Annotated in this window: 8 protein-coding genes and 2 pseudogenes; 2 read left to right on the forward strand and 8 right to left on the reverse strand. The window is 50.4% G+C overall.

The annotated features are described in order from the left end of the window. Positions 1-20 precede the first annotated feature (20 nt). From ACVX3G_RS16695 to ACVX3G_RS16725, 7 genes and pseudogenes are all read right to left on the reverse strand, one after another. Positions 21-1,007, reverse strand: a complete 987-nt coding sequence (locus tag ACVX3G_RS16695; RefSeq protein ID WP_011230213.1) for a thiamine pyrophosphate-dependent dehydrogenase E1 component subunit alpha — start codon at positions 1,005-1,007, stop codon at positions 21-23. A 200-nt stretch (positions 1,008-1,207) separates the two neighbouring features. Next, a pseudogene (locus tag ACVX3G_RS16700) lies at positions 1,208-3,140 on the reverse strand (sigma-54-dependent Fis family transcriptional regulator). Between the two features lie 123 nt (positions 3,141-3,263). Beyond that, a complete protein-coding gene (locus tag ACVX3G_RS16705; protein WP_021322532.1) occupies positions 3,264-4,283 on the reverse strand; it encodes a LacI family DNA-binding transcriptional regulator in 1,020 nt (339 codons plus the stop codon). Positions 4,284-4,301: 18 nt separating this feature from the next. After that, on the reverse strand, positions 4,302-5,837 hold the full coding sequence (locus ACVX3G_RS16710; protein ID WP_014195044.1) for an alpha-amylase family glycosyl hydrolase: 1,536 nt from the start codon (positions 5,835-5,837) through the stop codon (positions 4,302-4,304). A gap of 72 nt (positions 5,838-5,909) precedes the next feature. After that, on the reverse strand, positions 5,910-6,752 hold the full coding sequence (locus ACVX3G_RS16715; protein ID WP_014195043.1) for a sugar ABC transporter permease: 843 nt from the start codon (positions 6,750-6,752) through the stop codon (positions 5,910-5,912). Then, positions 6,752-8,032 carry a carbohydrate ABC transporter permease gene (locus ACVX3G_RS16720; protein WP_033845535.1) on the reverse strand — a complete coding sequence of 427 codons (1,281 nt, stop codon included), beginning with the start codon at positions 8,030-8,032 and terminating at the stop codon, positions 6,752-6,754. The genes ACVX3G_RS16715 and ACVX3G_RS16720 overlap by 1 nt, the downstream gene beginning before the upstream one ends. Positions 8,033-8,102: 70 nt before the next feature. Beyond that, positions 8,103-9,377 carry a sugar ABC transporter substrate-binding protein gene (locus tag ACVX3G_RS16725; protein WP_033845536.1) on the reverse strand — a complete coding sequence of 425 codons (1,275 nt, stop codon included), beginning with the start codon at positions 9,375-9,377 and terminating at the stop codon, positions 8,103-8,105. A 245-nt stretch (positions 9,378-9,622) separates the two neighbouring features. Here ACVX3G_RS16725 and ACVX3G_RS16730 point away from each other — a divergent pair, with 245 nt between their 5' ends. Then, positions 9,623-11,389, forward strand: a complete 1,767-nt coding sequence (locus tag ACVX3G_RS16730) for an alpha-glycosidase (RefSeq protein ID WP_033845537.1) — start codon at positions 9,623-9,625, stop codon at positions 11,387-11,389. 60 nt (positions 11,390-11,449) lie between these two features. Here the strand turns inward: ACVX3G_RS16730 and ACVX3G_RS16735 are convergent, their stop codons facing one another. After that, positions 11,450-12,310: an AraC family transcriptional regulator gene (locus tag ACVX3G_RS16735; protein ID WP_011230205.1), complete on the reverse strand. Its 861-nt coding sequence runs from the start codon at positions 12,308-12,310 to the stop codon at positions 11,450-11,452. A 124-nt stretch (positions 12,311-12,434) separates the two neighbouring features. Here ACVX3G_RS16735 and ACVX3G_RS16740 point away from each other — a divergent pair. Further along, positions 12,435-13,788: pseudogene (locus ACVX3G_RS16740) on the forward strand (MATE family efflux transporter). The last annotated feature ends 25 nt before the right edge of the window (positions 13,789-13,813 follow it).

Consider the following 13,813-nt stretch of genomic DNA (forward strand, 5'->3'; position numbering starts at 1 on the left):
AACTCCTTTCTCCTATGAAATTAGACAAACACATCTTCCAATGCCTCTTCCGGCTTGGGATAATCGCTTTCTCTCGCAAACGCGTACGCCTGATCGACCTCAAATGTCGCTTTGTTTTCCAGCTGTGCAATCGTCTCCTCTGTTACCCCACATTCATTCAATAAATAGTTGCGAAGGCGAATAATGGGGTCTTTTTGGCGAAGCAACGTCACTTCATTTTTATCCCGGTATACTTCCGGATCGCCTTGGAAATGTCCTAAATAACGGTATGTTTCAATCTCAATAATCGACGGCCCTTGTCCAGTTCTTGCACGTTCAACCGCTTCTTTCGATACGTTGTACATATCAATCGGGTCGTTGTCTTTGACATAGTATCCTTTAATGCCATAGGCGGCTGCCCGTACATCATTCGAGGGAACCGCTGTAGACGCCGTTTTCGGCACAGAAATTCCATATTGATTGTTTTCAATGACAACAATGAATGGCAGTTTCCATAATGCCGCCATATTTAACGATTCATGAAACGCCCCTTGATTGGCGGCTCCTTCGCCGATAAACGCAACCGCCACCCAATCCGTCCCCCTTTTCTTGGCCGCCAGCGCCGCGCCAAGGGCATGAGGAATCCCAGCCCCAACGATCCCGCCGCAGGAAAATTTGACGTCAGGATCAAACAAATGCATATGGCCGCCCTTTCCTTTTCCCAGTCCAGTGGCTTTTCCGAAAATCTCTGCTGTCATCCGGTTCAAATCCACCCCTTTGGCAATCGCATGGTGATGCGGACGGTGAGGGGCAGTCACCGTATCTTCCTTTTTCAAGTGAACACACATCCCAGCCGCAGCCGGTTCTTGTCCAGTGGCCAAATGCATTTCCCCTGGCACCGGCCCCGCGCCGATATTAAACACAGGAGATTTCCCTTCGGCATACGCCTCCGCCATTTTGTCTTCATAGCAGCGAATTTTGTACATCGTTTCGTACATCCAAAGAAGATGATCCTTGGAAATGGCCAACTTCCTCTCCTCCTTCACTTGATTGGTACCGCTTTCATCATTTCTATAAAGCAAAAATCGTTCCAACGCTTGTTTCCTTTTCTTCGTCCGCCAAATTGTTTATCCAAAGCCGCCTTTTTGATCCAACCTAAACAAAAACAGCGACAAAGTGTTTCATTTTGTTTCACTTTGTCGCTACACTTTGATACAAAATGGGACAGTCAATACCGAATATTCCATTTATCCATTTGCCGGTAAAATGTGCTTCTCGATATGCCTAAATAACGGGCAGCTTTGGAAATGTTGCCGTTGCACTGCTTTAACGCCTCGATGATGGATTGCTTTTTTATCTCATTTCGGGAGATGTCTACGTTCTCCCTAACTTGAGGCAAGCGAAGAGGCCGAAAGATTTCTTCCGGCAGATCAGCCGCTGTCAATACCGGTTTTGCGCACTGATTCAGCACCCGTTCGATCATATTTTGCAACTCGCGAATATTTCCTGGCCAATCGTATTGCATAAGCGCCTCTAAGAAATCGGACCGTATTTCAGGAAACGGTTTATTTCGTTTGTGAGCCAGTTTTTCAATAAAATGACGGACGAGAAGCGGAATATCTTCTTTTCTTTTCCGAAGCGGCGGGAGAACAATCGGCATAACATTCAACCGGAAAAACAAGTCTTCGCGAAAGCTGCCTTTTTGCACTTCCTGGCGAAGGTCTTTGTTGGTCGCTGCGATGATTCTTACATCAACAGGGATCACTTTGTGCCCGCCAATTCTCATCACTTCCTTTTCTTGAATAACGCGCAAAAGCAACACTTGCATTTCCAAGGACATTTCGCCAATCTCATCCAAAAAAAGCGTTCCCCCATTGGCAAGCTCAAACTTTCCGGCGCTTCCCCCTTTTTTTCGCTCCTGTGAATGCCCCGTCCACATATCCGAACAACTCACTGCCAAGGAGATCACGCGGTATGCCTCCACAGTTAATGGCAATAAACGGTTTGTTTCTCCGCTTGCTCTCATTATGAATCGCCTGAGCCACCATCTCTTTTCCTGTTCCGCTTTCCCCTAATATTAACACGTTGGAATCTGTCGCTGCGGCGAGCCTCGCTTCGTTCATTTTCTCAATGAAACACGGGTGTTGCCCGATCATATCCGCAAACGTGATTTTCGCTTGGTTTCCCGATAGGTGGTTGACAAACTGGCGTACCTTTTCAATTTCTTTTACAATGATCATCGATCCGATTCGTTCTTTTTTCTCGTAAATTGGAATCTTGTCAACTAACACATGGTGCACCGCGTTTGAAGGCTTGACGCTTAGATGCAGCTCTTGATTTTGCAAATGAAGCGGGTGGTTCGAACAGATAGAGGGATCATTGAAAAGATCGTCGAGCTTTTTCTCTTCCAGTTGCAGTTGTGGTATATGGAACAGCTTTTTTAACTGGTTGTTCGCCTTTACGATCTTCCCATCGCGATCGATGATTAAAATGCCTTCTTTCATATTGTTCGTTGTCGCTTCCAAAAACCGTTGCATCATCACGTTTTTTTCAGCATTCTCATGTAATTTTAGTTGGTACTCAATCGCCTTTACGGCTGATACAACCATTCCTAGCGTATGAGAGTGCACTTTTTCATAGGGTCCTGACATATTCAATACACCAATGATTCGGCCGTCGGGATCATGGATGGGGGCAGCGGAACACGTCCATGACTGGCATATTTTCGTGTAATGTTCCTCAGCAAACACTTGAATAGGACGATCAATGACGATCGATGTGCCAATGGCGTTGGTCCCCATCACTTGCTCGCTCCAATCCGCCCCCGCGATAAATCCGATTTCTTCCGCCCTCGCTAAAGGCTCGCAATCGCCAATCGACAAAAGCAACTGTCCGTTTTCATTGCACAGGATCACCAAAAATCCAGATCCTTTGACAATCGAATACAATCCTTCCATTAACGGCAATGACCAATCGATCAAGGAGCGGTACTTTTCATTGTCGATTTCTTTAATCCACCCGTACGGCCGAAACGGATCAACCATCGCTTTTTTCGACCGAAGCCAAGAGTCTCGAATCATGGGCGGCAAATCGGGATCGAGCTCGTTATGAAATACGAACTTTTCCCACATGGATTTCACCTGTTCGCGGGTCACGATCATCTTGTGTTCACCTCCGTGTTTGCCATTGTTTTTCTTTTTCTCTTCAATTTATTGATTTCCTTTTTCAACTTTATAAAAAATAACAACCGAAAAAAGCAGCCATGATGGCTGCCTTGGAAACATCTACCGCCTCGCACACGACCCCCGCTCCACAAGCCGATGGGGAATGATGATGCGCTTGATCGGTTCATTTGGATTTTCGACTTTTTCGATTAAACTTTTCGCCGCTTCATAGCCGAGTTGGAAAATTCCGATGTCAATCGAGGTGAGCGGCGGACGCGACATTTCGGCGAGCAGCGTGTTGTTGAAGCTGATGATCGATACATCTTCCGGGACGCCGAGGCCCATTTCATCAAGCGTTTTGAGCATCCCGAGCGCCATGAGATCGTCGGCAACCACGAGCCCGGTCGGCGGCTCAGGCAAAGAAAGAAGCTCTTTCATCGCCTCTTGGCCGCCTTCCTGCAAAAATTCTTCATGGACGACATATTCCGGGCGGTACGGCAGCCCGGCTTCACTCAAGGCGGCGGCGTAGCCATTTTGGCGGTCGACGGTCACCAAATATTGCGGATTGCCGCCGACAAACGCGATGCGCTCATGGCCGTAGGCAATCAAGTAGTTCGTCGCATCTTTGCCCGCCTGGACGTTGTCGTTGTCAACGTGGGTCACTTGCTCCGTCTTTTGGTGCGGCTTGCCGATGACGACGAATGGGAAATCGTGCTTTTGCAAGTATTTCATCAGTTTATCGTTTTGACGAGAATAAAGCAAAATGACGCCGTCCACGCGCCGCCCTTGCAGCATCTCCACCACCCGTTCGTAAATATCGCTTTCTTTTTCCCCTGTCGACATTTGCAAGGCGTACCGCTTTTCATGGGCGGCTTTGCTGATGCCGCGGATGACTTCCGGGAAAAACGGGTTTTGCAGCGCTTGGTCGGCCGAGCTCGGCATGACGATGCCGATTACTTGCGTCGCTTGGCTCGCGAGGCTGCGGGCGATAAAGTTCGGATGATAGCCGAGCTCTTTCATCGCCGCGCGCACTTTTTGCTTCGTTTTCTCGCTGATGCGCGGGCTGTCGGCGATGACGCGCGACACGGTCGACGGCGCGACATTGGCCCTTTTCGCCACATCTTTAATCGTAACGGTCATAAGCCCCCTCCTTTCCATTTATTCATTGATCCGTTTTGCCCGTTTTTTCACCAAATATAAAAACAAAAGAAACAGCACGTAAACCGATACGATGGCGGCGATAAACGGGATGTTGATCCCTGTTTTCTCCCGCAGCTTGTATACTTCCGCCGTTTCGCGGTCGAGCACAAGGTCGTAGCCGTCCTCATCGCCGCGGACGAGATCGTCCAATAAAAAGCCGCGCAGTTCTTTGTTTTTTGGCAACTGGTCATTGGTGAGATGGACATGCTGCGTTTCGCTCGTATTGTTGATGGCGATGACCGTCGTTTCATCTTGATATTGCCGTTTCAACACCGCCATGCCGTCTTTTTCATACAACAGCGTAAAATCGCCGCGCCGCAATGATGGCAGCTCTTGGCGAAGCGGGCCGATTTTTTTCAAGTAATCGATGATTTCTGGATCAGCGCGGAAATCCATCAGACGGCGGTTGTCCGGATCTTGGCCGCCGTTCATGGCGATTTCGGTCCCGTAATACATGATCGGGATGCCAGGGGCGGTGAACAAATACGTCATGGCCAGTTTAATGCGTGAAATCGGGTTGTTGCGGTTGTCAATCGCGAGCTTCGTAAACCGCACGGTATCATGGTTGTCCAAAAACGACCCGAGCAAATACGGTCGGTCGTAAAACGTTTTGTTGTATTCCCAGACATCATACAGCGGGCGGAGCGAGGCATCGCGCCTCGCAAGCGACTGCTTCACCGCGCCATACAGCGGATAATCGACAAACCCGTCGATGCCATACTTCCCGTAATCGGCAATATAGCGCGGATCGTCGCTCCACACTTCACCGAGAAGGAAAAAGTCTTTTTTCACCGATTTGACTTCTTTCGCAAACTCCTGCCAAAACGATTTTGGCACGTGGCGCACTGTATCGAGCCGGTAGCCGTCAATGTCGGTCTCTTTAATCCACCATTTGGCAGCGTCAATTAAATACGTTTTGACCTCTGGATTTTCCTGCGCCAAATCAGGCAACCCATACACCCAGCCGTTTTCAAGCTGTGTTTGGTCGTTCCAGTCGAAAATCTCTTTTTTCGGGTGAAACCAATCTTTTTTCGTTGGGTCATGTAACCATGGGTGATTGTAACCGACATGGTTGGCGACAAAATCCAAAATGACTTTCATGTCGCGCTTATGCGCTTCTTTGACGAGTGTTTTCAAATCGCCCAGCGTGCCAAAGTGCGGATCGACTTGATAAAAATCTTCAATCCAATAGCCATGATAACCGCCCGGCATGTTTTTAAAAATCGGCGTCAGCCAAATGGCGGTAAATCCCATCTCCTTGATGTAATCGAGTTTCGCCGTCACCCCTTTCAAGTCGCCGCCGAAATACCCTTTCGGATCGTTCACATTCACGTTCTGGTCGTTTGTCGGATCCATATTGTTAAACCGGTCGACCATAATGAAATAAATGGCTTCATCTTGCCACGTCCGTTCTTCTTTTTCCGCCGCCGCAGCCGGCATGGCATAAAAAAGAAGGAACGGAAGGACGAGCAGCATAAAGAGCCGGTTCCCCATTTCCATTCCTCCCTTCCCGATTCATTTGCTCGTTCGGAAACGGGTAAGCCCCCTATTCTATGATAGCGGTTCTTACCCTTTTGTGCCACCAGCCGTTAAGCCAGAAATCAAATACCGCTGCAGGAACAAAAAGACGATGGCAATCGGGGCGGCGATCAAAATCGAGCCGGCGGCAAAGCGGGTGAAGTTGTTCGCGAACCGGTCGCTGATAAAGTTGAACAGCCCGACCGCCAGCGTAAATTTGTCCGGATCGCGCAAGACGATCGACGGCAGCAAAAAGTCGGTGAACGGCGCCATGAAGTTAAACAAGGCGACAACGGCTAAAATTGGCTTGGCTAAGGGCAGCATAATGCGGAAAAAGACGCCGAAGTGGCCGGCACCGTCGATGCGCGCCGCCTCATCCAGCTCGCGCGGAATCGTATCAAAGTAGCCTTTGACCAGCCACGCGTTAAACGGGATTTGCCCCCCGACGTAAATAAGAATGAGCCCCCAAAGCGAATCGAGCAAATGGAGCATATTGAGCAAAATATAGATCGCGACCATCGCCATGAGCGACGGAAACATTTGCAACACTAAAAACAAATACAGCCCCGTTTTCCGCCCGACGAATTTGTAGCGCGAAAACGCATAGGCGATGAGCGCCGTGAAAAAGACAGATAACACCGCATTGGCCGCAGCGACAAACAAGCTGTTTTTATACCAAAGCAAATAATCGCTCTGTGGGCTGGTAAATAACCATTTATAATGCTCGAACGTCCACTTCTCTGGGATGAGAGATGCCGAATACAGGCTTGTTCCTGGATTGAGCGACATACTGATTGCCCAAAGGAGCGGATAGGCGATGACGATAAACATGAAAGCGATAAACAAATAAATAAGCGCTACTTCCACGTGCGATTTCCATTTGCGGTTCATCAAATATTCCCCTCCTCTTTAAAGGAACGGGTGCGCCGGAACTGGTAAATGGCAAACCCGCTGACGATCAAGCCGATGATGAGCGAAATCGCCGCCGCCATGTTGTAGTTGTTCGTCGTGAACGTCAAATCGTACACCCATGAAATGAGGATGTCCGTTCCACCGGCGTTTTGCCCGCGCACCGCAGGCCCCCCGTCGTTGAACAAATAGATGATGTTAAAGTTGTTGAAGTTGCCGGCGTATTGCATAATCAACAGCGGTGCGGTCGCATACAGGACGTGCGGCAGCGTGATCGATTTGAACTTTTGCCAGCGCGTCGCCCCGTCGATGTCGGCCGCTTCGTACCAGTCGCGGGAAATGCTTTGCAAAACGCCGGTAAACAGCGCAAAGACGAACGGGAAGCCAAGCCACGTTTGAATCAAAATAAGCGCCACTTTTGTCCAAAACGGATCGGTCATCCACGGGACCGACAACCCAAACAAACTCAACACTTCACGGTTGATGGCGCCGAATTTGTCGTTAAACATCGCCGCAAACACTAAAATTGTAACAAACGCCGGCACGGCCCACGGCAAAATCAACACCGTGCGGATGAACCGCTTAAACTTGATGCGCGGGTCGTTGACAAGCAACGCCAAAAACAGTCCAAGGGCGATTTGCATCGTTGTCGCGACAACTGTCCAAACGATTGTCCACGCGAGGACGCTAAAAAACGTGCTTTTCCAAATCGGGATGGAGACTAAGTTTTTGAAGTTTTCAAATCCGACCCAATTCAATAAATGCCGCGGCGGCGAGTGGTACAAGTTGTAGTCGGTAAAGGCGAGCGACACCATAAACAACAGCGGCAGCACAACGATAAACAACAGCATCACAAGCCCGGGCGTGACAAAGATGTACGGAAATCCTTTATCCCAAGCGTTGCGGCACGATTCCCACAGCGACGGAAACGGTTCGCCCCTTTGCCGGCGGCGGGCGTCGTTGCGCGCATCAATGATGTTCGCAATATGCAGGGCGGCCGCAAACACGATGATGATGACCGAAACCAATCCTTGAATCAAGAGAAAAATCGAATGATCAAGCATCGGGATTTCGCCAAGCGTGACGAGTCCCCACAGCCCGATGTTCAAAAAGTTATAAAACGTCATCAAAAAGGCTGCTTCAATGATGATAAACAAAATTCCTTTGACATACCGGCGGTTGTACAATTGCCCAAGGCCGGCAAACAACAGCGACAGCGCCATCGCCACCGCCGGCCGATGGCGGACGTTTGCTTCCGGCATCCGAACTCCCCCCTATTGTATGGATAAGAATAGTGGATAGGGCTGATCCTATCCACCACGACATCACTCGTTATTTTCCAGCGCCGCTGGCGGCGATTTTATCTTGAATCGTTTTCACTGCCTCACCGAGCACCGCTTTCGGGTTGTCGCCTTTCGCGATAAATTGCAAGGCATTGCCCATCGGCTCCCACACTTGCGACATTTCCGGCACGTTCGGCATCGGCTCGCCGTATTGGATTTGCTCGGCAAAGCCGGCGATCAGCGGGTCGTTCGTGATTTTTTCGTTCGTCAACGCTTTTTGGTTTGCTGGCATTTCACCGGCCACTTCATAGTAGTGGAGCGAGTTTTCTTCGTTCGTCACAAATTTCATGAAATCGACCGCCCATTCTTTGTTTTGCGAATAGGCTGATAACATCCATGTTTTCACGCCGACGAACGATTTCGGATGCTCGCCGTTGTCTAAGACCGGCAGCGGTGCGGTCGCTAATTTGTCGCCCAGCGCTTCTTTATACGACGCGATGTTCCATGGTCCGGTGATGGCAACCGCCACATTCCCTTTTGTAAACAGCCCGTTCATAATATCGCCGGTGATTTCTTTCGGAATGTAGCCGTTTTTAAACCACGATTGGACGAGCTCGGCTCCTTTGACGGCTCCATCATTAGCCAGCCCGATGTCGCTTGTGTCGTATTTGCCGTTTTCATTTTTAAACACATAGCCGCCGTAGCCAGCAAAGAACGGATAAACGAAATAGAAGTTCGTCGCTTCCATTAAAAAGCCGTATTGATCTTTCGCCGCATTCGTTTTTTCCTTGGCGATGTTCATCAAGTCATCCATCGTTTTCGGCGCTTCCGGCACTAAATTTTTATTGTAGAACACGCCGTACGTTTCGACGACCATCGGCACGCCATACGTTTTCCCGTCATATGTTACCGCGTTGATGGCTGTCGGGCTGTACTCACCTTTTGCATCGCCAAGGTCGACCGGATCGGCCAGCCCCTGCAACACAATGTCGCCGATGCGATCATGCGGTTGATAGAACACGTCCGGCCCTTTGCCAGCCGGTCCGTCGAGTGCCAGTTTTTTCGTTTGGTCGAGCATGCTGACGGCTACCATTTCGATTTTGATTCCCGTTTTTTCTGTGTACTTTTGAAAAATATCCTTTAACGCTTGTTTTTGTTTTTCATCATCGTTCACCCATACGACGAGTTTCTCTGGCTTTTTGTCCTGTTCTGCCGTCTTTTGGTCGTTTCCTTTCGGCTGCTGGACATCGCGCTTAGGACCGCAGGCACCCAGCACGCCAATCAACAACACGGCCATGAGAAATAAAGATAACGCTTTTCTCATAATCCCCCTCCTGTCATCATGACGGAATCTTAGCGGTACAATCATAAGGCAAACGTTTGCACAAATAAATTTTAATCCTTCCTATGAAAACGATTGCACCACTCATCTCCATTATAACGCCTATTTTTCATTTTACAAGCCTTTTTTCTATAAAATTTGACTTTTCTTTTCTCTTAACGTACTTTTTATTATAGCGAAGCATTAATGCAAACGATTGCTTCAGATAACAAAGGAGGAAAAAGCGAATGAGGAAAGAAGCCATCCACCACCGCTCAACCGACAATTTCGCTTACGCTTATGACAGCGAGACGCTCCATCTCCGGCTTCAAACAAAGAAAAATGATGTCGACCACGTCGAGCTGCTTTTTGGCGACCCGTACGAATGGCACGATGGCGCCTGGCAGTTTCAAACGATGCCGATGCGGAAAACGGGGAGCGACGGGTTGTTTGACTATTGGCTCGCCGAAGTCAAACCGCCATATCGACGGCTGCGCTATGGGTTTGTGCTTCGAGCTGGGGGCGAGAAACTGGTCTATACGGAAAAAGGATTTTACCATGAAGCTCCGAGCGACGACACCGCTTACTACTTTTGCTTCCCCTTTCTTCATCGGGTCGACCTATTCCAAGCGCCGGACTGGGTAAAAGACACAGTATGGTATCAAATTTTCCCCGAGCGGTTCGCCAACGGCAACCCGGCCATCAATCCGAAAGGGGCGCGGCCGTGGGGAAGCGAGGACCCGACGCCGACGAGCTTTTTCGGCGGCGACTTGCAAGGAATCATCGATCACCTTGACTATTTGGCTGATCTCGGTATTACCGGCATTTACTTGACGCCGATTTTCCGCGCACCGTCGAATCATAAATACGACACCGCTGATTATTTTGAAATCGACCCGCACTTTGGGGACAAAGAGACATTGAAAACACTTGTCAAACGCTGCCATGAAAAAGGAATCCGCGTCATGCTCGATGCGGTCTTCAACCATTGCGGCTATGAGTTTGCCCCGTTTCAAGATGTGCTGAAAAACGGCGCAGCCTCTCGGTATAAAGATTGGTTCCATATTCGCGAGTTTCCGCTCCAAACCGAGCCGCGCCCGAACTACGACACATTTGCGTTCGTGCCGCACATGCCGAAACTCAACACCGCTCATCCGGAAGTGAAGCGCTACTTGCTTGATGTCGCGACATACTGGATTCGCGAGTTTGATATTGACGGCTGGCGGCTCGATGTGGCGAACGAAATCGATCATCAATTTTGGCGCGAATTCCGGCAGGCAGTGAAGGCGCTAAAGCCCGATGTGTACATTCTCGGCGAGATTTGGCATGACGCCATGCCTTGGCTGCGCGGCGACCAGTTTGACGCCGTCATGAACTACCCGTTCACGGACGGGGCGCTTCGCTTTTTCGCGAAAGAGGAAATCAGCGCCCGCCAGTTTGCCGATATCATGATCCGACTTCTTCATTCGTATCCGAAACAGGTGAACGAAGCGGCATTCAACTTGCTTGGCAGCCATGATACACCAAGGCTGCTTACGGTTTGCGGCGGCGACGTCCGCAAAGCGAAGTTGTTGTTTTTGTTCCAGCTGACGTTCACCGGTTCGCCGTGCATTTACTATGGCGATGAGATCGGCATGACGGGCGGAAACGATCCGGAGTGCCGGAAATGTATGGTGTGGGATCCGGAGCACCAAAACCGCGAACTGTTGGCGCATGTCAAGCGGCTGATTGCGCTAAGGAAGCAGCACCGGGCGCTCCGGCGCGGAGATGTCTCCTTTCTTTCCGCCGACGACAACCCTAACCATCTCGTGTATGAAAAAATTGACGGCGCTGAAACCGTGCTCGTCATCATCAACCGAAGCAATGATGCCGCCGACATTCCGCTCCCGCTCGACCTTCGCGGAAAATGGCTTGTTGACCTCTTGACCGGAGAGCGGTTTGCGGCCGAGGCGGAAACGCTTTGCGCCTCTTTGCCTCCGTATGGGTTTGTGCTCTATAAAGTTGAAAGCTGGTAAGATGGCGCAGCCATGTGTTGCTTTGATCACAAACCGGTGCAGCGGTTCGCTGCGCCGGTTTTATGTACGCCTAGCCATGCGCCGGTATTCGGTCGGGGTCATCCCTTCCATCTTTTTGAATACACGCGAAAAATACGCGCCATCATCAATGCCGACCCGCTTGGCAACCGCCTCGACTGTTTCATTCGTTTCCGCAAGCCATTGCTTGGCTTTCGACAGGCGGTAATACGTCAAATAACGGCTAAATCCCATGCCCATCGTTTTTTGCATACAGCGGGTGATGTAATCGGGATGAAAACGGAGCCCTTTCGCAAGCATTTCGAGCGTAATCGGCTCGTTGAAATGTCGTTCGATGTACGCCACCGCCGCCGCACTGACTTGTTCCGCTGCACTTGGGACGGACAGCTCCTGCTTTTGCAAGTGCCAAAGAAATTCCACAAACAAAAGCAGCTGTCGGAGCGGCCGGTCCATATCCCGCTCCACGTTCGGCTCGACAAGTTGGGCGAGCAGCTGTTCGGCGCGCTCCCGTTGTTTCAGCTCCCCATATTGACGGATCGAAAGCCGGTATTGGATTGGCTCAGTGTACGTCGCCTCTTTTTCCATCACCGTTTGCCGGCTCGCCGGGCAGTCCGGAGCAACCGTGTAGTCCGGCAGCAAAAAGTGCAGCCAAACAAGCTCCGTTTTCTCTTCACACGGGCGGTGTCCGTAATGTTCGCGGCCGGGGATCAACAGCAAATATTGCCCGCTGCCGATGGCAAACTCGCGCCCGTTTTCCGTCATATACAAACAGCCTTGTTTCACATACAGCAAGTCAAATACGGTAAACGTGCGGCGAAAATGCCGTTTTCCTTTTGGAAATACGCTTTCCGCCCCTTTAATAAACACCGGCAGCGGTGGCAGCGAAAACGTAACATAATGCATTGTCCCCTCTCTCCTTGTCGGAAATGTGCAAGTGAAATCGCTTCTTTCTCTTTCCATTATGCAGCAAACTAGCTAAACTGAGTATATCGTTCAAGTCGGAATTTGAAAAAGGAGTTGTCTCAATATGCGCCAAGAGGCAAAAACATGGTCACTGTTCTCATTAACGTGGCCGATTTTTATTGAAACGTTGCTTTATATGGTCATGGGCAACGCTGATACACTTATGCTCAGCCAGTACTCGGATCATGCGGTCGCCGCCGTCGGGGTGGCGAACCAAATCATCGCGTTAACGATCGTGCTGTTCAACTTCGTTGCCTTGGCGACCGCCGTACTTGTCGCCCAATATTTAGGTGCCCGGCGGGAACAAGAGGCCATTGAAGTGTCGCTCGTTTCCCTTGCTGCCAACTTGCTGTTTGGTCTGTTGGTAAGTGCCATTCTTGCCGCGTTTAGCCGGCCGATTTTGCGGCTGATGGGGCTGCCGGCTGAGCTGTTTGACGAGGGGAGCAGCTATTTGGCGATTGTCGGCGGGTTTTTGTTCATCCAAGCGCTGATGATGACGGTCGGCGCCATCTTAAAAAGCTACGGCTTTACACGTGATACGATGTATGTCACGATCGGCATGAATGTACTCAATGTCATCGGAAACTACTTCCTTATTTTCGGCTCATTTGCTCTTCCTCCTCTTGGGGCGGAAGGAGCTGCTATTTCAACAGCAGCCAGCCGGTTGGCCGGCTTTGTTGTGCTCGTTGCCTTATTGCGCAAACGAACAGGTATTGCACTCGCGCCGCGTGCCTTTTTGCGCCCTGCCGTTTCGCCACTTTCGTTCGCTATTGAAAATCGGTGTGCCGTCAGCCGGCGAGCACCTTTCCTACAATACAGCGCAAATGGTGATCACCTATTTGATTACGTGGCTGGGCGCCGAGGCGCTAACGGTACGAGTGTATACGCAAAACATTATGATGTTCGTCTTTTTGTTCGGCATCGCCATCAGCCAAGGGACGCAAATCCTTGTCGGCCATTTTGTTGGCGCCGGGCGGTATGAGGAAGCGTACGCCCGTTGTTTAAAAAGTTTGTACAGCGCCATTGGCATGTCCGTGTTGCTTGCTACAGCCGCCTATTGGTTCGCCGAACCGCTGCTCTCCTTCTTTACTGATGACGCGTCGATGATTGGGCTTGGGCGCAAACTGTTGCTTTTAACCATCATCCTTGAGCCGGGGCGGTCGTTTAATCTCGTCATCATCGGCTCGTTGCGGGCAGCCGGAGATGTGCAATTTCCGGTCTATATGGGCATTTTGTCGATGTGGGGCGTCGGGGTCACAGTGGCATACATCTTCGGCATTGCCCTTGGGTTTGGCCTTGTCGGCATTTGGCTGTCGTTCATCGCCGACGAATGGTTGCGCGGACTGTTGATGCTTCGGCGCTGGCGGTCGCGCGTCTGGATGAAAAAGACGGTGGCGCCGCAAGCGAAAATGGCATGAAGCCTCCCGCCACGAAAATAAGAGC

The organism is Geobacillus sp. PLS 41 (assembly GCF_056494105.1).

What these genes read in the sequence shown, in the direction of transcription:
- ACVX3G_RS16705 (WP_021322532.1), bottom strand. Translation starts at nt 4,283, where the DNA reads ATGACCGTTACGATTAAAGATGTGGCGAAAAGGGCCAATGTCGCGCCG.
- ACVX3G_RS16710 (WP_014195044.1), bottom strand. Translation starts at nt 5,837, where the DNA reads ATGGGGAACCGGCTCTTTATGCTGCTCGTCCTTCCGTTCCTTCTTTTT.
- ACVX3G_RS16715 (WP_014195043.1), bottom strand. Translation starts at nt 6,752, where the DNA reads ATGAACCGCAAATGGAAATCGCACGTGGAAGTAGCGCTTATTTATTTG.
- ACVX3G_RS16720 (WP_033845535.1), bottom strand. Translation starts at nt 8,032, where the DNA reads ATGCCGGAAGCAAACGTCCGCCATCGGCCGGCGGTGGCGATGGCGCTG.
- ACVX3G_RS16725 (WP_033845536.1), bottom strand. Translation starts at nt 9,377, where the DNA reads ATGAGAAAAGCGTTATCTTTATTTCTCATGGCCGTGTTGTTGATTGGC.
- ACVX3G_RS16730 (WP_033845537.1), top strand. Translation starts at nt 9,623, where the DNA reads ATGAGGAAAGAAGCCATCCACCACCGCTCAACCGACAATTTCGCTTAC.
- ACVX3G_RS16735 (WP_011230205.1), bottom strand. Translation starts at nt 12,310, where the DNA reads ATGCATTATGTTACGTTTTCGCTGCCACCGCTGCCGGTGTTTATTAAA.